The following is a 26,999-nucleotide window of genomic DNA, read 5'->3' on the forward strand; positions in this document are numbered from 1 at the left end:
CTACGCAACGCTTGTCATGACAACGCCTACAGGAGAGATAGATCTCATGATCCCCATGGTCGACCTAAAAGCCCAATATCTGCAAATCAAGGACGAAATCGATCAAAGCTTGAGGCAGGTCTTGGATAGCTGCGCCTTTGTTCTGGGGCCGAACGTCAAGGCCTTTGAAGAGGAAACGGCGGCTTATCTGGGGGTCAGGCACGCGATCGGTGTCGCTTCGGGAACCGACGCCCTGCATTTGGCCCTTTTGGCAGCCGGTATCGGCGAAGGGGACGAGGTCATTACGACACCGTTTACCTTTATCGCGACGGCGGAAGCCATTCGCTACGTTGGCGCCAAGCCTGTTTTCGTGGACATCGATCCCAAGACCTTCAATATCGATCCTGCGGCCATCGAGGCGGCGATCACCGAAAAGACTGCGGCCGTCATGCCGGTACACTTGTTCGGCCAGCCGGCGGACATGCAGCGGATCTCCGCGATCTGCGAAAAGCACGGGCTCAGGATGGTGGAAGACTGCGCCCAGTCGTTCGGTGCATCCATCGGCGGGCAGCAGACCGGCAGCTTCGGCGTGAGCGCCGGATTCAGCTTTTTTCCGAGCAAGAATCTCGGCTGCTATGGCGATGGCGGTTTGGTCACCACGAATGAGGATGATATCGCCGACAAGGTCAAGGTGTTGCGCAACCACGGGTCCGAGGTGCGTTACTACCACGACGTGATCGGCTACAACAGCCGGCTCGACGAATTGCAGGCGGCAATCCTGCGCATCAAGCTGAAACGTATCGACGACTTCAACCAAAATCGCCGCCGCGTCGCCCATCGGTATTCGGACCTGATGGCGGATCTGCCGGTAACCACGCCTTACGAGGACGGCATAGGCGTACACGTTTACCATCAGTACACCCTGCTGACCGACCGGCGCGACGCCGTCATGCAGGCACTCCAGAAGTCCGGCATCGCCTGCGCGGTTTATTATCCGGTGCCGTTGCATCGGCAGAAGGTATTTGCCGAAGAGTGTGCCGGGCTAACTCTGCCGGTCACGGAAGCGGTCGCGGCGCGCTGCCTGTCCTTGCCCATTTACCCCGAACTTCAGGAAGCCGATGTCCGCCGCATCGTGTCGGTCATCCGTGCGGCTTTGAATGACTGAGCGCTCGCCTCTCGTCATGTTGAGCGCCGGAGAAGCGTCCGGCGATCTCCACGCCGCCAATCTGTTTCGGGAGCTCAAGAAACTCATCCCGAACCTCCGCGGCATCGGCATGGGCGGCGTCAGAATGCGCGAGGCGGGGATTGAACTCCGTTGCGACTCCACCCATCTCGCCGTCATCGGGCTCGCCGAAGTGGCCAAGCATTACGGTGAAATTCGGCGAGCGCTCCGCTCGATGCAGCAGATAGCTTGCGAAGAGAAACCGGATTTGCTGATCTGTGTCGACTACAAGGAGTTCAACTTTCGTTTGGCACGGAAGGCGAAGGAATGCGGCGTCAAAGTCCTGTTCTATGTGAGTCCGCAGGTTTGGGCTTGGCGCCCTGGGCGGGTGAAGAGCTACGGCCGGATCGTCGACCACATGGCGGTGATATTCCCGTTCGAAGTGCCGTTCTACGAGACCTATAAAATACCGGTGACCTACGTGGGTCATCCTTTGGCGGGAAAGGTGAAGCCCTCCATGGAGCGATCCGAAGCCATGGATAAATTCGGATTTGCGGGCAAACGCCCGGTTATCGGACTGTTGCCGGGTAGCCGGGTTAACGAGATCAACCGGCTTATGCCTATCATTCTCGACGCCGCCGGACGTCTGGCGCACGAATTTTCGGAAGCGCAATTCGTTCTTTTTCGGGCGCCTTCGATATCGGACGAGTTGCTGCAAAGCCATCTTGCGCTTAGCGATCTACCCGTCCGCGTAATCGAAGGGCAGAATTACGATGCCCTGCAATGCTGCGATGCCTTGATCACCGTTTCCGGCACCGCGACGCTTGAAGTGGCATTGCTAGGTATACCGATGGCAATCGTTTATCGGCTGACTCCGCTCAGTTATTGGTTGGGGCGCCTGCTGGTCCGCATCCCTTATATCGGATTGCCGAACATTTTGGCGGGTCGTCATGTGGTCCGCGAGTTTATTCAGCACGATGCGACGCCGGACAATATCGCCGGCGAGATCACCCGAATTCTTCGGGATCACGATTATGCAGAAGCGATGCGGCAGGCGCTCAGGCAAATCAGGGACGACTTGGGAGACAAAAATGGCGCGCTTAAACTTGCGCAGCTGGCAGCGGAAATGCTGAACCTGGAATCGAAGCCGAAAGCGGCATCCGATCAATCAGTCAGTGCATGAACAACTTGGTTTGAATGGCGATTTCTTCCAGGGTCGAAGTCAGATTGATTCGTTCTTCGCTCTCGAGATTTTCGATGTGCATCGCGTTTCCGCAAGATTCCTTGGCTTTCTTTTTGGCTATCGATGCCAGTTCGGCGATAACTTCCTTGGTCAAGCCATTCTGACTCGCGGCCACCGGTAAAATGCCGATCGAAAGAGATACGAAAGGAAAATATCGTTTTTCTCCATACCTGTCGCACGCTTCGATGCCGCCGATTTGTCGGTCTTTGGCAGTGTAATGCTCCGGTACCAGCGTCTCGAAAGTTTGTAACAGGTGTCGACAGCGGTCTTTCCAGTCGGTGCTCCGGAACAGGACGATAAAATCGTCGCCGCCGATATGCCCTACAAAGTCCAAATCGGGATCGGCTGTTTCCGTCATGAGTCGGCCCACGAGCTGGATGAGATCGTCGCCGCGTAAATAGCCATAAACGTCATTGTAAGCTTTGAAGTAATCGATATCGCAATATGCGACGACGAAATCCTCTCGATTACGCAGGAACTCATCCAGTTTCTGTTGAATCAAAACACTACCGGGCAATAGTGTCAGCGGGTTGGCATAGCGGGCTTTAGTGATCTGCAAATCGGTGATCGTGCTCAGGAGATCCAGAAGAGTCCCTTTGCCGATCAAACGTCCGTTTTCCGTAATAATGAATTCGTCCGTTTGGTGATTGACCGCGCTGGTCAGGCAGCGACTGACGTCCTCGAGGGATGTGTGGAGGTCGAACTTGAGCGTCGGCCTGAAGGCGAATTCCTGTATGGGTTTCCGACCATGCAAGTCGCGTCCGTACCGGCTCGCTAAGAGATTCATCGGGTCGTTGCGCAAAATCAGTCCCAAGGGTTCGCCATTGTCCACAATGGCCACCGATTGGAGCGTTTCACTGATTCGGAAGAGGTCGCCGACTTCTTCCATGGTTGATTGTGGCGATATGGTCGGAACTTCTTTCAACAGGTGTGCGATCGTCAGCTTTTCCGAATAAACGTTGCGTTTTTGTCGGTCACTGAATAGTTGCGGATTAAGCGCGATATCGGGAGTCTTTTTCGGTGGAGCAAAATAGAATCCCTGGGCCATGTCGATGCCCAGGTTGCGCAAGGCAGCATATTCGTGTTTATGCTCGATACCCTCGGTTATAGTCTGGCAACCCAGAGACTTGGCGATTTCTATGATGGACTTGATGAATTGGCGCTTGGTTTGGTCTTCGTCGACGCCCTCGATGAAATGCCGATCGATCTTGACGAAATCCGGATTCAGCTCTGACCAGAGCTTAAGACTGGAATGGCCGGCTCCGAGGTCGTCCAAGGCGACTTTGAAACCCATTCCGCGATAGTGCTGGAGGGCATGCTGAAAAACTGTCCAGTCTTGAATGGGTTGCGTTTCGGTGATTTCGACAACGACGCGATCCGGATCCAATTTGTGATTCTGTAGGTACATGAGTGTTCGTCCGTGAATGAATTCGTCGTCGGTCAAGGTAATGGGATTGATGTTGACGAAGAGATGTCCCGACAGAGCGAGTTTGGCGAATTGGCGGATGATGAGCTTGCGGCACAGAAAGTCCAGTTCCACCAGGTGCCCATACTTGGCCGCCGCAGCGAACAGAACGTTGGGCCTATGTAGCAAAGATTCGGAAGGTCCTCGAATTAAGCCCTCATATCCAAAAATCGCTTGTTTATCCAATACGACTATCGGCTGAAACAAAACGGTTAGCTGTTCCAGCGCGAGAATACGATCCAGCAGGCTTTTGACGTGGACTTCTTGCTTCTGCACCTAGGACTCGTCGCGATCGGTGAATGAGGCAGTCGTTTAATGATGAACTATAGCAGTTTGTATCATTTTGACCGACAAATATGACAGCAAACGTTTTACGAACGTGTAAACATAAATTGCAACTTGGCATTGGTTTCGGCAATGGCGCCGAATGCCTCGGCACTTCCGGGCACGGGATTTTTCCATGCCTCTCTCGCTAAGATTTTGAGGTGGTTATCATGAGTCGCGCTTTTGTCAAAGAACCGGATGGCGAACAGCTTGGTGACGATCTTCCCGAACGGCCTCGGAGCTCGTATACCAATTATGTTACTCCGCAGGGATTGGCGCAGTTGCAACGGCGGGTTCGCGAGCTCAGTGCGCAAAAAGAGGCCCTGATTGGGAACGACGATCTCGGCGCCCGGCAACAGCTTAAGCAGGTGGAGCGCGATTTGCACTATTACGAGGAGCGTGTTCAAAGCGCCGTGGTGGTGCAGCCGGAAGCCCAGTCGGACGACAAGGTACGCTTCGGTTCAACGGTCGACGTTCTCGATTCCGACGGCCAGACGCTGCGTTTTACGATCGTTGGCGAGGACGAGGCGGATGCGAGTCATGAGAAGATCAGCTGGATGTCGCCTTTGGCGCGGGCTTTACTTGAGGCTCAAGTGGGGGATGTAGTGACGTGGAAGAGACCGGTGGGGGATAAGGAATTGGAAGTCGTCGCGATTCGAAAAGGCTAGGCCGTGTCGGCAAGCTTTCCTTTGCCTTACAGCATTCGCCATAGCCGACGGGCCAAGCATCTTCGTTTGGTCGCGAAACCGGAAGGAATCGAGCTCGTCGTTCCGCCCACGGTCAGCGAAGCTCGAGCCCTGGCGTTCTTGCACAAACATCGCGACTGGGCCGAACGCAAGCTTTCGGAAATGCGTTCGACGACTGCTCAATCCGGGCCGACGCAGCGTTTGGAGAACGGTTCGACCGTTCCGTTTCAAGGTCGTGAAGTGCCGCTCGTGATCCGCGAGCATACCGGGCGACGGACGCATATCCAGTATGATGGCCATTTCCTGGTCTCCGTACCTGCGGGTACGGAGAACCAGCCGTATCTCGCCAGGAATGCACTTTTTAACTGGACGAAGTTGTGGATACGAGATCAGGCCGGATTCATCATACAAAGGCACGCTGTTCGCTTCGGATTGTATCCGCGTCAAATCAGGGTCAAGCGGATGAGTAGCCGATGGGGGAGTTGCGGCCCTAGGAACGACATCAACCTGAACTGGCTTCTGGCTTTTGCGCCGCCGTCGGTGTTGGAATACGTGGTTGTGCATGAGCTATGTCACATCCGCCATCGGAATCACTCGGCCGATTTCTGGGCCTTAGTCGCCCGGCATCTGCCCGCCTATTCCGGCGAGCGCCAGTGGCTGCGCCAGAACGGCGCTGCTCTGTTGAGACGGTTCGAGTAGCGCCATGGCAAACAAGCTGAAGCAAATATTGGTATTCGGCAGTACCGCGATTGTGCTGTACATCGGTGTACAGTTGATCGCCACTCGCAGCTTGGTGTCCGGGATGCCGCCCCCGATACGGGCAACTGCTTTGGACGGCACGGCGTTGGATGTACCCAAGCCGGAAGGACGGCCGGCCGTAATCTACTTTTGGGCGAGCTGGTGTCAGATCTGCAAGGCGATGCAGAGCTCCATTCGATCATTGGCACAAGATACGCCGCTGGTCAGCGTGGCGCTGTTGTCGGGGGACGAAACCGAGGTCCGTGAGTACGTCAAACGGGAGGGATTCGAGTTTCCGGTAGTTCTCGACCAGGATGGCGCTATCGGCAGAGACTACGGAATTCGGGGTGTACCGGCCGTGTTTATTTTGGGTCCTGACGGTCATATTCGCTTTTCCACCATCGGCTACACCAGCGAATTGGGGCTTCGGTTTCGGCTTTGGCTGGCGGGTCTATAGGAGTTTTTTGATTTGACTGGTTTTTTCCCCGGCACGATGGCGGCCGTCGAGATCGCCCAATCGGGCGGTCCGGAGGTTTTGCAGTTGTGTCGGCGACCGATGCCGCAGCCGGGGCCAGGCGAAGTGCTGATCAAGGTAGCTGCGGCCGGGGTGAACCGGCCGGATGTCATGCAGCGCAAAGGGCTTTACCCGCCTCCGCCGGAAGCGTCCGATATACCGGGCTTGGAAGTCGCGGGCAAAGTGGTAGCTTTGGGCGAAAGCGTGCGTGAGCCCGCCATCGGCGAATCGGTTTGCGCCCTGGTGAGCGGCGGGGGATATGCTGAATATTGCGTGGCCGCCGCGGCACTCTGTTTACCTATGCCGAAAGGATTTGGGCCGATCGATGCCGCCGCCATGCCTGAGACGTTTTTCACGGTCTGGACCAATGTATTCGAGCGGGGCGGGCTGAAACCGGGAGAAAGCATGCTGGTACACGGGGGCAGCAGCGGCATCGGCACCACGGCGATTCAATTGGCCCGTGCATTCGGCGCCAGCGTGTTCGTAACCGCGGGAAGCGCGGAAAAATGCCGGTTCTGCGAGCAGCTCGGGGCTACCGCGATCAACTATCGCGAGGAAGACTTCGTCGACCGCATCAGGGCACTGACCGAGGGCAAGGGCGTGAACCTGATTCTCGATATGATCGGCGGCCCTTATCTCCAGCGGAATCTCAGTTGTCTCGCCGCAGATGGCCGCTTGGTCGTGATTGCGGTTCAGGGCGGACCCAAGGCGGAAATCAACCTGCTTCCCATTTTTTTGAACCGTCTGACCTTGACCGGCTCAACCTTGCGGCCGCGGAGCGTGGAAGAGAAGGCCACGATTGCCGATGCGCTGAGGCGGAAAGTGTGGCCGCTGCTCGAATCGGGTCAGGTCAAGCCGGTGGTGCACGCCACGTTTACCTTGGCCAAGGCAGCAGAAGCCCATCGACTGATGGAAAGCAGCCGGCATATGGGCAAGATCGTCTTGTCGGTCGCTTGAGTGCGGACAGGCTAGCGGCTTGCGCGCTTTTTTAGCTGAATTCAAGAAACCGGAATAAATCGTGATCTCAGTTGGCTACAAGAAATTTCCAGTTCTGAGGTTATTGGCGGCGAGCGTCTGGCTGGTCTCCCCGGCATCGGCTTGGGCCGGATTCGAGGAAGGTATGGCGGCCATCGAACGGCGTGACTATTCCGCGGCCTTCGCTGAATTCAAGCCTATGGCGGAGCAGGGCATGCCGGAAGCTCAAGTCAATTTGGGCAATCTTTACATGAAAGGGCTAGGTGTGCCGCTGGACTATGTCGAGGCGCGGCACTGGTACGAGCAAGCGGCCAGGCAAGGCGATACAACGGCCGAAAGCAAGCTCGGCGTTCTTTACTTCTATGGTCTGGGAGCTCCGATCGACATGGGCGAAGCTGCGCGTTGGTTCAGCAAAGCGGCCGAGCAGGGCGATGCCAGCGCCCAAGCCGTGCTGGGTTCGCTTTATGCATCCGGCAACGGCATCGACAAGGACAATGCTCAGGCGTATTTCTGGTACACGCTCGCGGCAGAACAGGGTAATCAGAACGCGGCCGATGCCAAGGACAGCCTGGTCGAGGAAATGGCTCCCGGCGAAGTGGCCCTGGCTTTGGACCGTCTCGCCGAGTGGCAGAAGCAAAAGGAGAATGCTGAGGCGCTTTCGCTAGAGAAGCCAAAGGCAAAAAACGCGCACGTTAAGAAAGCATCGAAGAAAGCGACTCAAAAGACCAAGATGAACCGCAAGAGCCAATCGCGTTAGTTTTTGTTTGTCTCAGGCGAAGTGGCAAACATAATCCAGCATGTCAATCACTTCGATATCGAATCGGCTGTTGCCAGGAATTTCAAATGAATCGCCGGCCCCGTAAGTTTTCCATTCCGTCTCGCCCGCTAAGCGCACTCGGCAAGCGCCGGCATTGATTTCCATGGTTTCCGGCGCGGCGGTGCTGAAAGCCAGGGCGGACGGGAAGATCACGCCGACAGTCTTGCGGCTGCCGTCCGGAAAAAGGACGGTATGGCTGACGCATTTGCCGTCGAAATAGACATTGGCTTTCTTGACGACGCTGACGTTGTCGAATTGCGACATGGTGGCTCCTTAAAAACAAAGGCCGCCATTATACGTGACGGTTCGGCGTCTTGAAGAATCTCGCGGTTTCACGGAGAGCGTAATCGATATCGAGTTGGTGAATGAGCATTCAGGCCACCTGGCCGTCAAAGTCCTTGCCGGTTAATATGAAAGGTTTCGTAAACCTCGCACCTGTCGAATGTTCGAGCAACTCCTCTGGTCCTTGATCCATCGTCCGTACATCACGGTTTTTCTGATCGCATTCCTGCTGCTTTCCTGGCTGGAGCAAGGCGCTCGGCGAACGGTGATCTGGGTGATCAGCAGCTATTTGGTGGCTCTGCTGGCCGAATGGGGGAGCATCAACCATGGAATTCCGTTCGGGAAGTATGTCTACCATTACGAGGCGCTGAGCAACGATTTGGTCGTTTTTGGCGTTCCGTTCTTCGACAGCCTGTCGTTTTCATTTCTCAGCTATGTCAGTTTCTCGCTGGCGCAGTTCTTTATGTCTCCCCTATGGATCAAGGCGTACGACGTGCAGCGCGTAACCTCGGTAGAGGTCCGAAATTCGGTGTCGGTGTTGCTGCTCGGTGCATTTCTTATGCTGGTCGTCGACCTTATCGTCGACCCGATCGCCAACCTCGGCAAATATTGGTTCTTGGGGGACATTTATCATTATCCTGACCCTGGCGTTCATTTCGGCGTGACCCTCGAAAATTACGCCGGCTGGTATATCGTCGCGACGGTGACGATTTTGCTGAATCAGCGCATCGATCGGCTGTTGCTGGACCGGGAGCAAAGGCGCGGAGAGCCGGTTAGACTGGTCTATGTGCCGTTGAAGGGATTGTTCGCTCCGTGTTTCTGGAGCGGCATCGTGATTTTTCAACTGGGAGTGACTTACTGGCTCGCCTATGGGGTAGAGGCGGTTCCCGATCAAGAACAATTGAAGTTACAGGCGCTGACCGGCAGCTTCATCATCGCGCCGATCCTGGTACTCGCCGCGGCGCAGCTGACCAAGCCTTCCAACCGTGTAAAGGGCGACGATATACGGGAACGAATCGGTACCTATCCGTTGGGTTCTGCTGTCCGCAGCGACGACGAACCACGCGGGGCGTCGCCGCCGGCAACGCTCGTTGCGGCGTCGCAAGACCATGAAGGTTTTTGACAGCTCCGGCGTCGCACAAACCGGCGCGGCCCACATCCGACCGGAGATAATTCTTGACATAAGATCCGGGCAGGGTTACGAGGCCTTGGCGCGTGCCGGCTTTGCATGTGAACCGGTGTCGGCGTAGCGCCAGGTCAGGCCCAAGGATTTTTGCAGGCTGTTCAGCAAATCCCCGAGATCTACCGGCTTGGTGATGAAGTCATCGAAGCCCGATGCCAGGCACATGTCTCTGATGTCATCGAACGCATGCGCGGTGACTGCGATGACTTTGACGTTTTGCCCGGATTCCGTCTGCCGTAAATGTTTGACCGTTTCTGCCCCATCCATATCGGGCATCAAGAGATCGATCATGATCAGGTCAGGTTCGAAAAGCGCGAACTTGTCCAAGCATTCTCTGCCGTTCGAGGCCGTTTCTATGACAAAATCCAGTGATTCCAGAAGCGCCGACAGCATCGTCAGATTATCCGGATTATCGTCGACGATCATGATCCGTCGCGCTTTTCCGGTGTAACCAATGACCTGATTCTCATCGGCTTTCGGTTTCGACGGATTCGATGCTGCCGGCAACGCCAGCGAAACCGTAAAAACACTGCCTTGGCCGCGAGTGCTTTGCACGTCGATTTGTCCGCCCATGGCATCCACCAACCGCTTGCTGATAGCTAGCCCTAAGCCTGTTCCTTCCGTAGAGTCGTGATCGGCCACTTGCTCGAAGGCCAGGAAAATTCGTCCCATATCCTCTTCGGCGATACCCTGGCCGGTATCTTCAATCCGGAAATAGACGGTTTCTCCATGACTGAAGACTTTCAGAGCGGCATACCCCTGATGGGTGAACTTTATGGCGTTGCCGAGGAGATTGATGAGTATCTGCCGTAAGCGCTTTTCATCACCGATAACGTATTCGGGTAGAGTCGCGGCCTTTTCATAGATAAAACCAACGCCCTTATTTATTGCTCGGAATTCGAACATCTCGGCAATGCCGTCGAGAAACTCTACGAAATGGAAAATGGAATTTTCCACCTCCAGTCGCCCCGCCTCGATTTTGGATAAATCGAGCAGATCGTTGATCAATGTCAGCAAATGATGTCCGGAGCGGCCGATATAACCCAGATATTCCTTGTGTTTTGAGGTGAGATCGGTCTGTTTTTGAAGCACCTGGGTAAACCCGAGTATTCCGTTCAAAGGAGTTCTCAACTCGTGGCTGATGTTGGCGAGAAACTCGGTTTTGGCGCGATTCGCGGCTTCGGCGGCCTCTTTTGCTTCCTTTAGGGCCAGTTCGCCTTGCTTGCGTTCCGTAATATCGACCCAGGCGCCGATCGCTTCGATCATGTTTCCCTCGGAATCTCGAAGCGATCTAAGCTTGTCGTGAATCCACCGGTACGAGCCGTCCTTGTGTCGAAACCGGTATTGATGCGTGAGTTCGCCTTGACTAATCAGGAGGCTTTGATTTTCCAGAGCGGCAGCACGGTCGTCCGGATGAACATGATCGATCCAGAAGGTCTCGTCGCAATACCATTGGTGCGGTTCATAGCCGGTCACCAGGGTTATGGTTTCGCCCATGAAATCGACCTTGAAGGGGCATTCCGGATTGCCCGTTCGGGAGAGTATGTAAATTACGGATGGGCTGGTATTGACGATATATTCGAGCCGATTCTGGGATTGCTCCAATTTCTGCTGTTGGGTGCGCAGAGCAAGTTCAAGCTGTTTGTAGTCGGTGATATCTGTGAATACCGCTTGGATCAATTTTTTTTGATTGAGCTGAATGACCTTGGTGGTGACGCGGATATTCCGTACGATGCCGCTTTTTGTAATATGCTCGGTTTCGAATACATCTTCCCCGGTATCACGAGTTTTCTCGATATGTCGCCTGATGTCCTCTTCCGATTGCTGCCGATCGATATCGCTTATTCGCAGTTTCCGGAATTCGTCACGCCTATATTCGAGATTTTGGTGAGCCTTCGGATTGAAGTCGATCAATTTGCCGCTTTCGATATCCATCAGCACCAGCGCATCGGGCATTTGCTCGAACAACGTGCGATAGCGGCTTTCCGATTCGCGTAACGATTCCTCGATGCGGAGGCGCTCCAAGATTTCGTCCTCGAGTTGGGCGTTTGCTTCGACCAGTTGCGCGGTGCGTTGCTCCACCATTTTTTCGAGATTGGCGTTTAGTTGTCTGATTTCCTGCTCCTTCCCTTTGCGCTCTTCGATCTCATGCTGCAACTGGCGGTTTGTCTCTTCGAGCTTGGCAGGACTCGGGAGTTTGAGGGCGTGGGGAATCAGCGGCCAAAGCAGGACCGAGGTCGCGATCGAGACTAGGCCGGTAAACAGTTTGACGAATCCTTCCAGCACGTAATTGGGATGCCAAATCGTCCAGATTTCCATTAGATGCGTTGTCCCGCACGCCATGATGAAGATGCCGAACAGGACAAAGATCGAGCGGAACTCAAGGTCCCGCCGCTTGAGGACGAAGAAAATCAGTGCCGCGGGGATGGAATAATAAGCCGCCGTAATCAGCGAATCCGATAGGACATGAAGAAGCAGCAAATCGGAGCGCCAAAGAAGGCATGTCCCGTGAGGTATGAAATCTTTGATCGTCTGAGAATCGAAGAGATTTTCGAACATGGTAGGCGCACTTGAAGTGAAAACCGCATCCGGTTGCGCAGTCAGATCCGATTAAGGATTAACCTTTACCAGTTCCACATCGAAGATCAGAGCCGCGTTTGGCGGAATCACGCGGCCTGCGCCACGTTCGCCGTAGGCCAGTTCAGGGGGGATGAAAAAGCGGTATTTGGCGCCTTCCTTCATGAGTTGCAAACCTTCGGTCCAGCCGCGAATAACCCCGTTCAAAGGAAAACTCACGTTTTCGCCGCTGTCGAATTCCTGGCCCGAGATCAGGCTGCCGCGATAGTTAACGGTTACGGTGTCGGTGGCCTTCGGTGAAAGGCCGTTGCCCTCGCTAAGGATCTGGTACTGCAACCCGCTCGCGGTACTCAAGATGCCGGGCTTTTTCTCGTTGTCGACCAAAAATTTCAAGCTTTCCCGCTTGTGTTTTTCTGCATCGGCAGACGGCGAAGGGGTGCAGCCGGACAGCCCGAATATGACAAGAGCAACTGCTCGGGCAAAAGATCCGAGTTTCTTCATAGTGTTTACACTCCATTTTAGGTTTGATGTGCGAACCGGATGCCGTGTTGGGCGCCTCGAAAAAACTACTTGCGGCCCGAGTCCAAGACGTCCGGACAAATCCGCCGAAAGCGACCATTCCGCAGGGAGCGGAATGAGACGAACCGCGTTCGTCCGAAGGGCAAAGTCCACGGAAGGACATTGCCAATTTGGACTGCCAATGGCAGGCCCCGTTAAGGGCGGCTCCCACGGATGGGGGCCGCGACACAGGAACCGGAGTGTACATGGAGTACATGAGGATTCCGCAGTCCTGTGCGGCGTACGTCCCTGTGCCGCAGGACTGTCCGAGCACGCGCAACACAGCAATCGGGCCGCAAGTAGGTTCTTCGAGGCGCACTGTCGCACGGGCTCCAATGCGCGGCATATTGTCGGACAAGAAAAAAAGCCGAGTCCGAATAGCAGCTCGAATCATCGAGCGAACCACGTTTTTACTCGGCTGGGCCTGCTTCTGCAAGAGTGGCGTCAAGTAAACAGTCTCGCTACTGCGCTGCATAACGCGAGAGATCTGTGCTCGTATCGGGAAGAAAACCCCCTGCCTGCATGGTCCACAATTTGTGGTAAAAGCCTTTTGCTGCAAGCAATTCCCGGTGATTCCCGTCCTCGACGATGCGGCCTCGGTCGAAGACCAGGATACGGTCGAGATGCGCGATCGTGGATAAGCGGTGGGCGACGACGATGACCGTTTTTTGGCCCATTAGCCGATCGAGATTGTCCTGAATCGCCTTTTCCGTTATCGAATCGAGACTGGACGTAGCCTCGTCGAGTATCAAAATCGGCGCGTCTTTGACCATGACCCGGGCAATTGCGATACGTTGCCGCTGGCCGCCGGACAACTTGACGCCGCGTTCGCCCACCAGGGAGTCGTAGCCGTCTTTCATGCCGTCGATGAACTCGTCGGCGCGCGCCATTCGCGCTGCGGCGGCGATTTCGGCATCTTCGGCGTCCGGCCGTCCGTAACGTATATTTTCCCGCAGCGAACGATGGAATAGGCTGGGATCTTGGGGAATCAGACTGACTTGCTCGTGAAGCGAGTCCTGGGTTACGTGAGCGATGTCGGTGCCGTCGATCAGGATCTGACCGCCTTGAGGTTCGTAGTAGCGGAGGATCAGCCCGACGAAGCTGGATTTTCCGGAGCCCGAGAATCCGACCAGGCCGACCCGCTGACCGGGCTCGATGACGACGCTCAACCCGTCGAATACCCACTGTCCCGGCACATAGCCGAACCGGACATCGCGGAATTCGATCCGTCCGCGCGTTATTCGCAATGGTTGTGCCTTTGGCGTATCGACGATGTCATGGGGTCTGACGATGGTGGTGACGCCGTTGCCGACATTGCCCACATATTCGAAGAACTCCAGAAAGCGGCGGCTGAGATTGCGGGCATCACCGATGATCAGAAGCGCCAGTCCGGCGCTCATCGCGAAGTCGCCGACCCCGATCAGACCTTGGTCCCAGAGCCTCAAGGCGAAGTATATCGTGCCTACCTTCAAGGCAGCCGCGGATATGAACTGAAACCAGCGCACCCGCTCCATGTACCAGAAAGTCCGGCGCCCGGCTTTGACCTCCGTTTCGAGATAACGGTCGAGATAATCCCGCTCGTGACGCAGTCGGGCGAACAATTTGACATTCAGGATATTAGTCACGGAGTCGACGATTTTGCCGTTCACTTGGCTGCGGGTTTCGGCATAAGCCTGAGCGTAAGGACGGCAGCGTTTGGCCAGCCAGAACGATACGCCTACGTAGACCAGCACCCAGGCCGCTACGAACCATCCGAGATTATCGTGAGTTCTCAGCAGCAACGCGACGGACACGGCGAATACGACTCCGACCGGCCAGAAATCGAAGAGAATCGCCCAAGCGGTATGATTGACGCTCATGGCGGTTTCGGTGATCCGGTGCGCGAGTGCGCCGGCAAAATGCCCGCTGAAATACCGGACGGAATGGTGCTGCAGGTAGGCGTACAGTATTTGCGTTGTCCTTTTGCGCAAGCGCGGTCCCACCATGATCAGACAGGCGCCGCTGGCCCGGCTGAACAGGATTTCGGCGATATTCAATGCGGCGAAAAGCATCAAGGGCGTTTTCAAGCGCTCCGTCAAGGGAATCGAATCACCGCTTGCCTCCGTCACGCCATCGATGATTTGCCCGATGGCGTAGGGTACGAGGATGTTACTCATGGCCTGTCCCGTTTCCAGAATCAGCATCAGCAGAAACCATCCACGAAACCCTGCCATACAGTGAATAATGAAGCGAACGCTGGTATTCGGCAGAGCGGGGGCGTCAGTTGCGCGTTTAAAAGCGAACCTTGTCGAATCGTTCATGATGAAGGCAGTGTGTTTGGGGAAACGGTGGCGGCGGTCAGTTTCAGGGCGACTCAGGCGCTATCTATCCGCACGAGCCCGGAAAATCTCGTCGATTACTGCTTTTGGGGCAAGAGGACAACTCTGTCGCGAAAGTCGCAAGACAGGCGTTGTTGACGACATGAGCGGCGGGCGGACTACGCCCGCGTCTGTGGTTAGCTTCGTTGCCCGAATGGATCGGGCAACGAAGCGAGGCGGAGCCTCTGGTCCTCGGGATTATAGGGATAGCCGAAATGCTCGGACGAGTGGGGTCGCGTCAATCCGTAAGCATTCGCTAACGGGCTTGCGCGTGGAAGCCAGACTCGAAGCCGATCGAATGGGGGCGTTCATAGCGGTCTTCGTTGTCTGCATCCATTTCGTCATCGGGTTGAATCCGGATATCCAGCCTATCAACATCGTCTGCCCATTTGTCTAAAAGCGCTGGCAGACTCTTCCTCAAATAGTCTCCTTTGATTCTCATGGTACTTTCCTTATTTTGAGTGAGTTTGCGAATTAAGTCCTGCACCTCGGCAAAGCCTCGGTAGTCAATTTATAAAAAAATTCAAGTCGCAGGTAAATCAGAATTCCTTATGAATATCGAGTTATAGATAAGTAACTGTGAGTCATTCCTGAGACAGTGAACGTAAAAAAACCTTACGGATTCGAGCTCGAATCCGCCGGTTTCAGTACTGCCCGCAAGGGCAGATGATCGGAGGTTTCGCGCGCCAGAGGCGTTGAGTATGCCGCAATGTCCGCAAGAAGCTCGCGGGGTTTGACCCAAATTCGGTCGAGAGGGAACAGAGGAAATATGGACGGGTAAGTGGCGATATCGGGTATGTGTCCGAAATGGTTGCGCAGCCAGCGAAAAGGCCTTCCCCATAGAAACCACTCGTTCAGATCGCCGAAGAGAAGCGCGGGCGGCGGGGCATCGGCCAGTATGCTCAGAAGCCGGGTCATTTGTTTCCGCCGTTCGCCGGGAAACAATCCCAAATGAGTCCCGATCGCGCGAAGAGGCCCGCACGGACTGTCGACCGACAAATCGATCGCTGCACGGGGTTCCCGGTGCGGTATGCTGAGATCGACACGCCTAATGTTACGAACCGGCAGCCGGGTAAGGATGGCGTTGCCGTAGTGCCCGTTGCGGCGGAGCAGCGTCGGGCCCGGAACGGCCCGGTAGTGCAGACGGGAGGCGAAATGCTGAAGCAGGTCGAGAGCGACTTCAGGCTCCCATTGCAGTTCCTGGAGCGCGATGAGGTCGGCATCGAGTTCCCGAATGATGGTCAGGACTCTCTCCGGATCGTAACGTCCGTCTCGTCCGATGCAGTCGTGAACATTGTAAGTTGCAACGACTAACGACATGCCGGACCCGTTACCCGACCGAGTCGCCGGCGCATGCCGTGTTTTCCGCTTCGCGCCGACGCAGCCATCGGTGCGTAGCGAATGCGGCAGCCCCGATAATGGCGGCGGCGGCGACGAGCAAGGCGATATTGATCGGACTCGGGTGATGGACCGCAGCAGCCAAGCGATCCGAAAAAACCGTGATGGCCATGGCGCCGGGGACCATCCCAAAGATCGTTCCCAATAGAAAGTCGCGGAAACGGATATGGGAGGCTCCCGCAACTAAATTGACCACGGTGAACGGCGCGACGGGTATCAACCGGACCGTAAGCATGGCCAGCAAGCCACGATGACGCAGCCAGCGGCTGAGCGTATTGAGTCGGGCGCCGCCCAGGCGCCGCACGATATCTCGACCGAAAACGTGGCCGAGCGCAAAGGTGAGAGAGGCACCTACCAGCGACCCGAGAATCGCATAAACAAAACCCGTGATAGGACCGAACACAACTGCCGTCGTGAAGATCACCAATGTGATCGGTATCGCTGTTATAGCGGCAAGTATATAGGCGCCGATGACCCATACCGGCGTTGCCGGAGTCCGTTGCAGTGTGCGTCCGACATTGATCAGCGTCTCCTTGTCGAGCCATTCGTGCAGTGGCCCCCAGCGCCACGCGGCCGCAAGCGCCCCGATAGCTGCGAGCAGGCTGAGGGTGGCGGTAATCCGTTTGCGGGCGGAAGGCCGGTGTTCCACGGGGATGAGTTCGTCGATCAATCGATCGGGATCGATGGGCGCTTCCGGATCGACTACGCTGGCCTGGGGTAGAAGGGCATCGGCCTCGGGCGATACTTCGCCTTCAAGGTGCCGAAGCGTGTGCGGGTTTCCCCGTAAGCTTTCTATGGCGACAATCAGCGAGCCCGCCTGTCTGATAGCCAGTTCCATTCGATCCGTTCCGACGCCCAAATGCTCGGCCAGCAAGCGATTTCTTAAACCTGTAATCGCTTTTGCCGTATTTGGCTCGGTCGCTTCGATGGCAAGATTGCATTCCGTGTCCAGCCCCATCGAGCGATTGTTAAGATTCGCCGAGCCGACGAGCGCAAGGCGGTCGTCCACTACCATCAGTTTGGAATGTACGTTGATGCACTGATCGTTCAGCCCATCGCAGTCGGGATAATAGATCCGGAACTTGCCATGTCGGTCGGCTGCGCGAAGGCGGCGAAGCAATCGAGCCCGCAAGACTTCCATTGTCGTTTGCTCGAGCCAACCGCCGCCGGTCAGTCGCGATACGACGACGATCTCCGGCGGATTCGGCTCACGAAGTCTCAATTCGAGTAGAGCGCCGACCGAAGAAGCCGTCAGATACTGGTTCTCGATATAAATCGTGTTCTTCGCTGACCGGATTGCATCGACGTACAGCTCCCGGAGTTCGAGAATTTCGACACCGCCGTTGAACCGTGGGACCGTTCGGACGATTGCGACATCGACATCGCTGATGTCCGGGACGATCGACGGGGGCCAGGGATCGGTTCCGGCATCGCTGTCGGCACGGAGTTGGTTGCCTGTCGCATTGCGCCAGCGCTCACGGGCTAACATGCCGAGCGCCGCAGCTGCTTCTCCGTCCACCATCATCTGCACATCGTGGACCGGGGCGTAGGCTTGGCCGTTGGATCTTCGACGGTAGGGGGCGTTGGGTTCATGGTCCGGCGTATCCCACCGTTCCTGGGCGAGATCCATGCCACCGACAAAGGCCACGGCGTCATCGATCACGACGATTTTCTGGTGGTGCGAGGCACCGACCGGATGCCGGCCATCCAGATAAAAGTGAAGGTGCCGATGTCTTTGCCAGCCAAGCGTGTAAATCGGCAGGACTTCGCGGCCGGGTGCATAAAGCATTGCGAAGTCCCAATTCAAAATATAGACATCCAATCCGCGGCGGTCTTCGATAAGCGCTTTCAGAAAGTCGCCGAGCTGGATCGGAAATCCATCGCTGACGCCATCTTGGGCTAACTTGGTTCGGCTATCGATATCCCAGCCGATGATGAAAATAGATCGCTGAGCACGAGTCGCTGCCGCTCGCAAGGCCGGAAAATACGCCGAGCTGTCGATCAAAAATGAAGCTCGACGGGCGCGGGCAGTGCGCCAACAGTTGCGTCCAGGTTGCAGTATGCGGTTCTCGCCTTCTCGTTGGGCATCGAAATTCCTCATTCTTGTCCCTTGGTGGTGATCTAAAGGCATTGAAAATTGCCGGAGCAAGTCTGCCGGCTTGTATGATCGAGATCGCGGAAACAGCGGTCGGATCTCTTTTTAGAGTGTTTGACAAGCTCTAGCCTGCATTTCTCACACCCTTTCGTCGCGAGGGCGTCGAGACGATGCTGTGGGCGCTGCATGGACCGAGCGACGGCGAAGGCGTAGCCGGCACATCAGGCTGTAGGATGTGCCGACGAAGGAAGGGGTGCGACTAAAGCAACCGTTTGCGATTGGAAGGGTCGCGACTAAAGCGACCGTTTGCGATTGGAGGAGTGTGAGAAATGCGGGTTAGCGGCTAGCTCTCCAAACAATGCGGATTCGCTTGTCTAAACGAGAGGGGGCGGGTTCAATTCGGCGTTGCTGTAGCCGTTTGCGAGGTGCGGGATGGGTTGATCGCTAAGATGAATGTCCTTCGCTTCGGAAAAACGATCCGCTGTCTCATCGTGATGCAGCTTGTCATTCTTACGAATATGGCCGCTCGAAACCGATATAGACGTAAGCCTAGGTTTACAAAGCTGTATTTGGGGAGATAGGATAACGTATTCACCGATCATATTTCGGGCCGGTTTGGCTGCATATTCGTATATACAAATGCATGACCTTCATGGAAAATACCGACCGCATACCCTCGAAACCATACTAATTGGAAAGGCGTTAGATATGGCTGTTAATGGACTAACAGTTTTCATCGTCGACGATGACCCCGACGTGTGCGATGCCTTGGCAGCGCTACTGAGGGCTGAGGGGTTTGTTGTTGAAACCTACCTGTCCGGGCCTGATTTCCTGGCTTCGGTGAAGCCCGAGCAACAAGGATGTCTCATTCTGGATATCAATCTCCCGCAAATTTCCGGGTTGGATTTGCAACAGATCCTTACTGAGAGGGGGTTTAACCTTCCTATCATTTTTCTGACGGGATTTGGCGACGTGCCCAAATCGACAGCAGCCTTCAAGGGTGGAGCCGTAGATTTTCTTGAAAAGCCCGTCGATGCCGACGTCCTGATACCGGCGATAAGAAACGCACTCGCTCTCAGTTATCAGCGTTACGAAGAAAAGTCGCGTCAGCACGAGCTTGATGCTCTATACGCTAATCTGACACCGCGTGAAAAGGAAATTTTGGTGTACCTAGCACGTGGCTATTCGGCCAAACAGGTCGGCAAGGCATTGGGCATCAGTCATCGTACCGCTGAAATCCACCGTGCCCGCATTATGGAGAAGCTGGGCGTTCAGTCACTCGCCGATCTCGTGGCACTCGCGATTCAGATGGGAATCCGTTAATCGTCACGACGAGATTTGACCGGGCGAGCCATACTTGGGCTGAGTTGGTACGGTTTGTAGCGGGTTGATGACTGTCGTTTGGCACGACAGCGTTGGCTTGTGTCAGCGCTTGGGAACCAAAGCTTGTCGCCTATTTGCGAAACCTAGAAGCGTTGCGCTCCAGAATCAGTTCCGGCGTCGGTTAACCGAACGTCACCATCAGGAGCCTATTCCAGTAGGCCACAGAAACCCTTTGACAAGCTTCGAGCGAACGGCTTATTCCATTCGGCATTCGAGTGAACATTACGTAGGGTGGGTTAGCGGAGCGTAACCCACCGATTCGAGGTCGCTCGATGGGTTACGGCCTCGCGGCCTAACCCACCCTACAAAAATTAATGCCTTATTGAAAGCGATTTGGAATTACTGGCATAGGCCGTAAATTCCTCTTGGTTCTGCGTCACGGGTCCTTTTGGTAGCAGATAAGGCAGAGAGCGTAATCCAGACATACGTAAGAGTACGTACATTCGAATCGGCGTTAGACATCGTACTCTACGGCCACAGAGCGTTCAGGTCTTTCATATGAGCCGAAATGTTCCAATAAACTCGGCGTGACTGAACGAATCGTTCTTATCTTCGAAATGTAAGCTACCGATCGTCGCAGCCTGACCGCAGTGCCGCGATGGCCGTTATTCAATCTGTAGCTGATACAAATACGTAGGAGCTTTTATCGTCCATTCCGTCATCGTATTCGGGTTGGGATGGATAAATGTGCTTAGGACTTGGCAAGTGTTGCCCGGGGTTATCGGAATGGAGGTCAGGCGTGTCCAGCTTCAATAAATCCAGCGAGACGTTGAAGCCCAGCAATCCATTCGCCGTTCTTAAGCCCTATATTGCCGTGCTCGCCTCTCTGATGGTTATCCTAGGGTTGATCGCCGCGACCCATGCGATGAACCGACCGGCTCCGATCAGCCTATTGCTGCTAATTCCGGTTGCCGTGGGTGCCTTCCTAGGCGGATTCGGCGCCGGGATATTGGCGCTGATTCTCGGGCTGGCAGCGGATCATTTTCTTTTCGGAGAATCCGCTTTCGGCATCCAGCGACTTTTTCCCTATATGGATGAACAGGTTCGGCTCGTATTTTTCGTAGCCGAGGGGCTGTTGCTGAGCGGGATCGGTCACTGGCACCGGCTTTCCAGATTCCAAGCCCACGAGTCTGCGCGCCGCCAACAAATGCTGGAGCAAGAAATCGTGCGTCGCCGGAAATTGGAGGAGTCGGTGGTGCGCAGCCAGCGTGCCGTCAAATCGCAACTTGCAGAAATCGAGGGTATTTATGCCACGGCGCCGGTAGGTCTCTGCTTTCTCGACCGGGATCTGCGCTTTGTCCGAATTAATCGTCGGCTTGCCGAAATTCATGGAGTTCCCGTGGAAGCACATATCGGGCGGGACATACAGGAGGTGGTACCGGAGGTCGGTCGAGCAATCATTCCCTTACTGCGGCGGGTGATCGTATCGGGCGAGCCGATTCTGGAAAAAGAGATTTCAGGGACAACGCCGAACAGTTCTCAAACACAGCGGGTTCTGCTGGCGAGTTTTTTTCCGATAAAAGAAAACGATGGCTTTGTGTCCGGCGTAAATGTTGCCGTTAAAGATATCACCGGGCAAAAGCGCTTCGAGGACACGCTAAGGGAAAGCGAAGAAAGATACCGGCTTCTCGCGGAGGTGTCTCCTCTCGTGATCTGGACGGCTGCGCCGGATGGCACTTTGGTCTACGCAAGTCATCATTGGCTCGAGTACAGTGGTTTGACCTTGGAACAGAGTCGTGGGCAGGGATGGACGTCGGTATTGCACCCCGAAGATCGCGAGCGAGTATTCACCGAGCAGCCGGAGGCGCTAAGAAAAAAGCGCCCTTACGAGACAGAACTCAGATTCCGCTGTCATCGGATCGGAGAGTATCGCTGGCATCTCATCCGCGCTTTGCCGCTTTGCGACGAACGCGGCGAGGTCCGCCAGTGGGTGGGTATCGCTATGGATATCCATCAAATGAAATGCGGTGAGAAAGCATGGAGGGACGGTCAAGCACGCCTGCTGCTGGCCCTCGAAGCCGGCCGCATGGCGGTGTGGGAGCGTGATTCGTCGAGCGGCGGAATAACGTGGCTGGACCCGACGGATATGCATTCAGCTATCGGTTTCGAGAACCAATTTCTGGCCTGGGTACGGGATATCGCGGAACGGAACTTGCCCTCGGTTCCCGAGAGCGGCGATCAGCCCGCCGAGAGCTATAGCCAGGAATTCCACATTGTCTCGCCGGATGGACAATTGAACTGGGTCGAAGCGCGGGGACAGCATGTTTTGGGCAACCGGGAGAGCGGCCGGAGACTGGTTGGCGTTCTTTCCAATGTTACCGACCGGAAACGCGCGGAAGAGAGCTTGCGTCACGTCAAGGAGGTTGAAGAAGCACTGCGCGAGGCCGATCGAAGAAAGGACGAGTTCATTGCCCTCTTGGCTCACGAACTCCGGAATCCGCTCGCGCCGATTTTGACTTCGGCGCAATTATTGAAACGGCGTGGCTCGGAACGGCCGGAATTGCTCGAATCGGCTACCGATAGCATCGAGCGCCAGGTTAAATATTTGACTCGGCTGATCAACGATCTTTTGGATATATCGCGGGTCGCGAGGGGCAAGTTACAGCTGAGTTTTGAAGTCACCGATATGGCTTCGGTGATCGCCCATGCTATCGAAGTCTGTCGGCCGGTGATCGAAAAGAACCAGCAGGAGTTGGTGCATAGTGCAGCCGGCCAGCCGATTTATCTTTGGGGCGACCCGGCACGGCTCTCGCAGATCATCGCCAATCTATTGATGAACGCCGCAAAATTTACGCCTGTAAAAGGCCGGATAGAGTTGGCGATGAAGCAGACGGGACGGGAAATCTCGATTAAGGTGAGAGACAACGGCATCGGGATTGAGCCGGACGCGCTCGAACATATCTTCGAACCCTTCGTTCAGTTCGAACGGCCGCTGCATAGTGGCCATAGCGGACTCGGTGTCGGCTTGGCTCTCGTAAAAAGCCTGGTGGAGATGCATGGCGGTAAAATTTCGGTGGCTAGCGCCGGCAAAGATCAGGGCGCCGAATTTTCGATTCGATTGCCTTTGTTCGACCAATCGTCCGGGCGAAAACCAGATCGGACCGAGGCCGAGGACGAGGCGCAGCCTATTAAAGCCTTAGCTTCAGATCTTCAGTAGCAATCTGACCGGATCTTCCAGCAGTTCCTTTAACGTGAACAGAAAAGTCACGGCTTCGCGGCCGTCGATGATGCGATGATCGTAGGAAAGGGCCAGGTAGATCATCGGTCGAATCACGATCTGTCCGTCCTCGACCACTGGCCGGTCCTTGATGACGTGCATGCCGAGAATGGCGCTCTGCGGCGGATTGAGGATCGGGGTCGAGAGCATCGATCCGAAAATGCCGCCGTTGGTGATGGTGAACGTGCCGCCGCTCAACTCTTCGAAGCTGAGTTTGCCGTCCCGCGCTTTTTGTGAAAAATCGATGATCGCCTTTTCGATTTCGGCGAAATTGAGACGGTCGGCGTCACGCAGGATCGGCACCACTAGCCCGCGATCGGTGGATACTGCGATGCCGATGTCGTAATAATCGTGGTAGACGATGTCGTTTCCGTCGATCGAAGCGTTGATGATCGGAAAGCGTCTGAGGCCTTCCACCGCCGCCTTGACGAAAAAGGACATGAAGCCCAGCTTGATCTTATATTCCTGCTCGAAACGTGCGCGGTGCTGATTCCGCAGGTCGAAGATCTTCTGCAGATTGACTTCGTTGAATGTGGTCAATGTTGCGGTCGTGTGTTGCGCCTCGATCATGCGCTCTGCGATGCGGGCTCGAAGCCGGGTCATCGGCACACGTCGTTCGCCCCGGCCTTCCGTCGCTCTGACCTCGGGTCTCTCCTTCGGTGCCGGCTCCGGCCTCCGAGCCGGCGCAACCGCTTCGACGGTCTTGCGTTTTTGCGATTCCAGATAATCCAGGACGTCCTGCTTGGTCAAACGGCCCTCGCGTCCCGTGCCTTTTATCTGCGCCGGATCGAGGTTATGCTCCATGATCAGCCTGCGTACCGAAGGTCCCATGGGTTGGGCGAACCTCACGGGTCTGGGTACCGCCTCGGGCACAGCCGCCGGTTCCGGCTTTGCCGGTATTTCCGGGGGCGCGGCAGTTTCGGCGACCGCGGGACGGGCCTCTGTTTCAATGACCGCCAGAAGCTCACCGCTCCCGACCACGTCACCCTTGGCGTGTCGGATTTCCTGCAGCACGCCGTTGTCCGGCACGGGAACTTCGAGGATCACCTTGTCGGTTTCCAGGTCGACGAGAGTCTCGCTTTTCTGCACCGTATCGCCCGGCTGTTTACGCCAGTCGAGCAAGGTCGCGTCGGTGATGGACTCGGGCAGATTAGGCACGGTGACTTCGATGCGCATGAACTATTCCTAAAGGCTCTTGACGGGGCACGGTTCCAAACAATGCGTCTTCGACAACTTTCTTCTGCTGCTCCAAATGCCGGTGGAATTGGCCTACGGCGGGCGCAGCAGACATCGGCCGTCCAGCATAGCTGAGGACGATGTCCTTTTCCAGCAGGCTCAGGAAGCGGTGCTTGATCTGGTGCCACGCGCCCTGATTTTCCGGTTCTTCCTGACACCAGATCAATTCTTTCATTTGGGGGTAAGCCGCCAGTTCCTGCATGAAGAGATCGTAAGGAAAGGGATAGAGCTGCTCTATGCGGATAATGGCGACGTGGTGAAGGTTTTCCTTGCGCCGAGTCTCCAGAAGATCGTAGAACACCTTGCCGGTGCAGAGGATGACGCGGGTGATCTTGGCCGGGTCATGGGCGTCGATTTCGCCGATGATGTTGCGGAAGCATCCGTCCGACAATTCTTCCAGCCGCGACGTGGCCAATTTGTGCCGCAGCAGGCTTTTGGGCGTCATGATGATCAGCGGCTTCCGGTAAGGTCGCAGCATCTGCCGGCGCAAAAGATGAAAGATCTGGGCCGGTGTCGTCGGCACGCACACCTGAATGTTCTGTTCGGCGCATAGTTGCAGATAGCGCTCGATCCGGGCCGATGAATGTTCGGGGCCCTGGCCTTCGTAGCCGTGCGGCAGAAGCATGGTCAGTCCGCTGAGCCGTCCCCATTTGGTCTCTCCCGAGGTGATGAATTGATCGATCACAACCTGGGCATTGTTGGCGAAGTCTCCGAATTGGGCTTCCCAAATGACCAGGGTGTCAGGCTCGGAGCTGCTGTAGCCGTATTCGAACCCGAGCACGCCTTCTTCGGACAGCAGCGAGTCGTAAATGTAAAAACGCGCCTGGTTGTCGCTGAGGTTCTGAAGCGGAATATAGGTATCGCCGGAATCTTGGTCATACAGAGTTGCGTGACGATGAAAAAACGTTCCGCGTCCCACGTCTTGACCGGTCAAACGTACGGCGTAACCCTCGGTCAGCAGCGAGGCATAGGCCAGAGTTTCAGCATATCCCCAGTCGAGAGGTATTTCCCCGGCCGCCATTTTGCGCCGGCTTTCCATGATCGCCGCCGCACGCGGATGAAGGGCAAATCCCGGCGGAATGCCGATCAGTCGCTGCGACAGGTCTTGAATCGTTTTCTGTGGCAAACCTGTATCGCAGGGCAGCGTCCACTCGGTGCCGAGGTAGTGATCCCAGCGGGTTTTGTAGTAGCTCATGGCGTCGTGAACGATCGGCCGGAGGAATGTTTCGTCTTTCTTCAGACCATTTTGGTAATCCTCCTCCATGCGCTGGACGACGTCGGGGGTTACCACTCCTTCGGCGATCAATCGGTCGGCGTAAAGCTTCCGAACCGGCGGATGGTTGCGGACAAACCGGTACATCGAAGGTTGAGTCACGGCCGGTTCATCCGCCTCGTTATGCCCGTGGCGGCGATAGCAGATAAGATCGATCACCACGTCTCGCTTGAATTTCATCCGATAATCGAGAGCGAGCCGGGTGACATAGAGCACCGCTTCGGGATCGTCGCCGTTTACGTGAAAAACCGGCGCCTGAATCATGTTCGCAACATCGGTGCAATACAGCGTGGATCGGGCATCGAACGGGTTGCTGGTGGTGAAGCCGATCTGGTTATTAATGACGACATGTATGGTTCCACCCGTCGTATAAGCACGGGTTTCGGCCATGTTGAGCGTCTCCATGACGACGCCTTGCCCCGCAAAAGCGGCGTCGCCGTGAATCAGGACCGGGAGTACGGCGGTCTCGCCGTCTTCGTCCTCGCGCCGGTCCTGGCGTGCGCGCACGGAACCTTCCACGACCGGATCGATGATTTCGAGATGCGAAGGATTGAAGGCCAGGGCAAGATGCACCATGCCGCCGCCCGTTTCGATGTCCGATGAGAAGCCCATGTGATATTTCACGTCGCCTGCGCTGGCATATGGCGGTGCGTTCGGATATATGCCTTCGAACTCCTGAAATAGCGAGCTGGGCTTTTTCCCAAGGATGTTGATGAGCACATTCAGCCGCCCTCGGTGGGCCATGCCCATCACGATTTCCTTGGTTCCTTTTTCGCCTGCCCGCTGGATCAGATCGTCCAGCAGCGGAATCAGGCTTTCCGCCCCTTCGAGCGAGAACCGCTTTTGGCCCACGTACTTCCGATGCAGGTATTTTTCTATACCCTCGGCGGCGGTAAGGAGCTTCAGCATCCATTTCTTTTCCTCGGCACTGAAGTTTCCGCGGGCGCGCGTGCTTTCCAGCCGCTTTTGGATCCATCGCTTGATGTCGCTGTCGACGATATGCGTGTATTCCGCACCGACGTGTCCGCAATAGGTCTGCCGCAGCATCGAGAGAATCTCGCGCAATGGCAGCCGTTCCGGGCTTCGCAGGATGTCGATGTAAAACGGACGGTCCAGCTCATCTTCGCTCAGCTCGTAATGGGCAGGGTCCAAATCCTTCAGCGCTGCCGGGGGGGATAGCTTTAACGGGTTGTTGTCGGCGGACTGATGGCCGCGGGTTCGGTATTGATAAATCAGCCGGTCTACAGCGGATTGCTTGCGCAGCATTTCTTCCGCTTCGGATTCCCCGATTGCCGCTTTGATGACGCGGCGCTTTCTTTCGGCTGCGGGCTCCTCTCTTGTCAATTCGTGCTGGATCGACCGGAATTTCTCCCGCCAGCTTTCATCGACGGACTCGGGATCCCGCAAGAATCTCTCGTAGAGATCTTCGAGAAAACCGACGTTGTCTTCGCTGAAAGCCGATGCGTCTTTAAAGAGTTGTAAGAGCTTATTCATTAGGTTGTCTCGTGTGTCCGTCCCGTTCTTTGAGATTTTAAAC

General features: G+C 55.8%; 20 protein-coding genes. 10 read left to right on the top strand and 10 right to left on the bottom strand.

The genetic code is table 11. The features are described 5' to 3' along the window. Positions 1-46 precede the first annotated feature (46 nt). Positions 47-1,144 (top strand): DegT/DnrJ/EryC1/StrS family aminotransferase, encoded by a 1,098-nt coding sequence (locus ACWJJK_RS04080; RefSeq protein ID WP_454128665.1) that lies wholly within the window; start codon positions 47-49, stop codon positions 1,142-1,144. Beyond that, positions 1,137-2,324, top strand: a complete 1,188-nt coding sequence (gene lpxB / locus ACWJJK_RS04085) for a lipid-A-disaccharide synthase (RefSeq protein ID WP_454128666.1) — start codon at positions 1,137-1,139, stop codon at positions 2,322-2,324. Before ACWJJK_RS04080 ends, lpxB begins: the two co-directional genes overlap by 8 nt. On the opposite strand, the gene ACWJJK_RS04090 is transcribed toward lpxB, so the two are convergent. After that, positions 2,314-4,125 (bottom strand): EAL domain-containing protein, encoded by a 1,812-nt coding sequence (locus ACWJJK_RS04090; protein ID WP_454128667.1) that lies wholly within the window; start codon positions 4,123-4,125, stop codon positions 2,314-2,316. The genes lpxB and ACWJJK_RS04090 overlap by 11 nt on opposite strands. A 218-nt stretch (positions 4,126-4,343) precedes the next feature. On the opposite strand from ACWJJK_RS04090, the gene ACWJJK_RS04095 reads away from it, so the two are divergent. The 5 genes from ACWJJK_RS04095 to ACWJJK_RS04115 all read left to right on the top strand — a co-directional run bounded on the left by ACWJJK_RS04095 (position 4,344) and on the right by ACWJJK_RS04115 (position 7,843). Further along, on the top strand, positions 4,344-4,841 hold the full coding sequence (locus ACWJJK_RS04095; RefSeq protein ID WP_454128668.1) for a GreA/GreB family elongation factor: 498 nt from the start codon (positions 4,344-4,346) through the stop codon (positions 4,839-4,841). A gap of 3 nt (positions 4,842-4,844) precedes the next feature. Beyond that, entirely contained in the window at positions 4,845-5,558 is a 714-nt protein-coding gene (locus tag ACWJJK_RS04100; RefSeq protein ID WP_454128669.1) for a M48 family metallopeptidase, read from the top strand. A 4-nt stretch (positions 5,559-5,562) separates the two neighbouring features. Further along, complete coding sequence (locus ACWJJK_RS04105; protein ID WP_454128670.1) at positions 5,563-6,054, top strand: protein disulfide oxidoreductase; 492 nt, start codon at positions 5,563-5,565, stop codon at positions 6,052-6,054. A 36-nt stretch (positions 6,055-6,090) separates the two neighbouring features. Next, positions 6,091-7,068: an NAD(P)H-quinone oxidoreductase gene (locus ACWJJK_RS04110; RefSeq protein ID WP_347257230.1), complete on the top strand. Its 978-nt coding sequence runs from the start codon at positions 6,091-6,093 to the stop codon at positions 7,066-7,068. Positions 7,069-7,129: 61 nt separating this feature from the next. Further along, on the top strand, positions 7,130-7,843 hold the full coding sequence (locus tag ACWJJK_RS04115; RefSeq protein WP_454128671.1) for a tetratricopeptide repeat protein: 714 nt from the start codon (positions 7,130-7,132) through the stop codon (positions 7,841-7,843). Between the two features lie 12 nt (positions 7,844-7,855). Here the strand turns inward: ACWJJK_RS04115 and ppnP are convergent, their stop codons facing one another. Continuing rightward, complete coding sequence (gene ppnP / locus ACWJJK_RS04120; RefSeq protein ID WP_086134468.1) at positions 7,856-8,167, bottom strand: pyrimidine/purine nucleoside phosphorylase; 312 nt, start codon at positions 8,165-8,167, stop codon at positions 7,856-7,858. A gap of 178 nt (positions 8,168-8,345) precedes the next feature. On the opposite strand from ppnP, the gene ACWJJK_RS04125 reads away from it, so the two are divergent. After that, positions 8,346-9,308 (top strand): carotenoid biosynthesis protein, encoded by a 963-nt coding sequence (locus ACWJJK_RS04125; protein WP_077731234.1) that lies wholly within the window; start codon positions 8,346-8,348, stop codon positions 9,306-9,308. A gap of 75 nt (positions 9,309-9,383) precedes the next feature. On the opposite strand, the gene ACWJJK_RS04130 is transcribed toward ACWJJK_RS04125, so the two are convergent. The 6 genes from ACWJJK_RS04130 to ACWJJK_RS04155 all read right to left on the bottom strand — a co-directional run bounded on the left by ACWJJK_RS04130 (position 9,384) and on the right by ACWJJK_RS04155 (position 18,263). Continuing rightward, positions 9,384-11,927, bottom strand: a complete 2,544-nt coding sequence (locus tag ACWJJK_RS04130) for an ATP-binding protein (RefSeq protein ID WP_077731233.1) — start codon at positions 11,925-11,927, stop codon at positions 9,384-9,386. Positions 11,928-11,978: 51 nt separating this feature from the next. Further along, complete coding sequence (locus tag ACWJJK_RS04135) at positions 11,979-12,446, bottom strand: FKBP-type peptidyl-prolyl cis-trans isomerase (protein ID WP_077731232.1); 468 nt, start codon at positions 12,444-12,446, stop codon at positions 11,979-11,981. Between the two features lie 518 nt (positions 12,447-12,964). After that, positions 12,965-14,803, bottom strand: a complete 1,839-nt coding sequence (locus ACWJJK_RS04140; RefSeq protein WP_077731231.1) for an ABC transporter ATP-binding protein — start codon at positions 14,801-14,803, stop codon at positions 12,965-12,967. Between the two features lie 313 nt (positions 14,804-15,116). Continuing rightward, positions 15,117-15,302, bottom strand: a complete 186-nt coding sequence (locus ACWJJK_RS04145; protein ID WP_077731230.1) for a hypothetical protein — start codon at positions 15,300-15,302, stop codon at positions 15,117-15,119. 173 nt (positions 15,303-15,475) lie between these two features. Beyond that, complete coding sequence (locus ACWJJK_RS04150) at positions 15,476-16,180, bottom strand: endonuclease/exonuclease/phosphatase family protein (protein WP_077731229.1); 705 nt, start codon at positions 16,178-16,180, stop codon at positions 15,476-15,478. 10 nt (positions 16,181-16,190) lie between these two features. After that, positions 16,191-18,263, bottom strand: a complete 2,073-nt coding sequence (locus ACWJJK_RS04155; RefSeq protein WP_454128672.1) for a VTT domain-containing protein — start codon at positions 18,261-18,263, stop codon at positions 16,191-16,193. A 798-nt stretch (positions 18,264-19,061) separates the two neighbouring features. On the opposite strand from ACWJJK_RS04155, the gene ACWJJK_RS04160 reads away from it, so the two are divergent. Beyond that, positions 19,062-19,676 (top strand): response regulator transcription factor, encoded by a 615-nt coding sequence (locus tag ACWJJK_RS04160; protein WP_166642602.1) that lies wholly within the window; start codon positions 19,062-19,064, stop codon positions 19,674-19,676. Between the two features lie 799 nt (positions 19,677-20,475). Continuing rightward, positions 20,476-22,893 carry a PAS domain S-box protein gene (locus ACWJJK_RS04165; RefSeq protein ID WP_434114062.1) on the top strand — a complete coding sequence of 806 codons (2,418 nt, stop codon included), beginning with the start codon at positions 20,476-20,478 and terminating at the stop codon, positions 22,891-22,893. On the opposite strand, the gene odhB is transcribed toward ACWJJK_RS04165, so the two are convergent. Then, positions 22,879-24,129 carry a 2-oxoglutarate dehydrogenase complex dihydrolipoyllysine-residue succinyltransferase gene (odhB, locus tag ACWJJK_RS04170; RefSeq protein WP_077731224.1) on the bottom strand — a complete coding sequence of 417 codons (1,251 nt, stop codon included), beginning with the start codon at positions 24,127-24,129 and terminating at the stop codon, positions 22,879-22,881. The genes ACWJJK_RS04165 and odhB overlap by 15 nt on opposite strands. Beyond that, positions 24,104-26,956 carry a 2-oxoglutarate dehydrogenase E1 component gene (locus ACWJJK_RS04175; protein WP_454128673.1) on the bottom strand — a complete coding sequence of 951 codons (2,853 nt, stop codon included), beginning with the start codon at positions 26,954-26,956 and terminating at the stop codon, positions 24,104-24,106. Before ACWJJK_RS04175 ends, odhB begins: the two co-directional genes overlap by 26 nt. Positions 26,957-26,999 lie beyond the last annotated feature (43 nt).

The sequence above is a fragment of the Methylocaldum gracile genome (assembly GCF_053646815.1).

Bases quoted from the DNA above. Each gene is read 5' to 3' on its own strand.
- ACWJJK_RS04145 (WP_077731230.1), bottom strand. From the start codon at position 15,302: ATGAGAATCAAAGGAGACTATTTGAGGAAGAGTCTGCCAGCGCTTTTA.
- ACWJJK_RS04150 (WP_077731229.1), bottom strand. From the start codon at position 16,180: ATGTCGTTAGTCGTTGCAACTTACAATGTTCACGACTGCATCGGACGA.
- ACWJJK_RS04160 (WP_166642602.1), top strand. From the start codon at position 19,062: ATGGCTGTTAATGGACTAACAGTTTTCATCGTCGACGATGACCCCGAC.
- ACWJJK_RS04140 (WP_077731231.1), bottom strand. From the start codon at position 14,803: ATGAACGATTCGACAAGGTTCGCTTTTAAACGCGCAACTGACGCCCCC.
- ACWJJK_RS04080 (WP_454128665.1), top strand. From the start codon at position 47: ATGATCCCCATGGTCGACCTAAAAGCCCAATATCTGCAAATCAAGGAC.
- ACWJJK_RS04095 (WP_454128668.1), top strand. From the start codon at position 4,344: ATGAGTCGCGCTTTTGTCAAAGAACCGGATGGCGAACAGCTTGGTGAC.
- odhB (WP_077731224.1), bottom strand. From the start codon at position 24,129: ATGCGCATCGAAGTCACCGTGCCTAATCTGCCCGAGTCCATCACCGAC.
- ACWJJK_RS04175 (WP_454128673.1), bottom strand. From the start codon at position 26,956: ATGAATAAGCTCTTACAACTCTTTAAAGACGCATCGGCTTTCAGCGAA.
- ACWJJK_RS04125 (WP_077731234.1), top strand. From the start codon at position 8,346: ATGTTCGAGCAACTCCTCTGGTCCTTGATCCATCGTCCGTACATCACG.
- lpxB (WP_454128666.1), top strand. From the start codon at position 1,137: ATGACTGAGCGCTCGCCTCTCGTCATGTTGAGCGCCGGAGAAGCGTCC.
- ACWJJK_RS04130 (WP_077731233.1), bottom strand. From the start codon at position 11,927: ATGTTCGAAAATCTCTTCGATTCTCAGACGATCAAAGATTTCATACCT.
- ACWJJK_RS04135 (WP_077731232.1), bottom strand. From the start codon at position 12,446: ATGAAGAAACTCGGATCTTTTGCCCGAGCAGTTGCTCTTGTCATATTC.
- ACWJJK_RS04110 (WP_347257230.1), top strand. From the start codon at position 6,091: ATGGCGGCCGTCGAGATCGCCCAATCGGGCGGTCCGGAGGTTTTGCAG.
- ppnP (WP_086134468.1), bottom strand. From the start codon at position 8,167: ATGTCGCAATTCGACAACGTCAGCGTCGTCAAGAAAGCCAATGTCTAT.
- ACWJJK_RS04105 (WP_454128670.1), top strand. From the start codon at position 5,563: ATGGCAAACAAGCTGAAGCAAATATTGGTATTCGGCAGTACCGCGATT.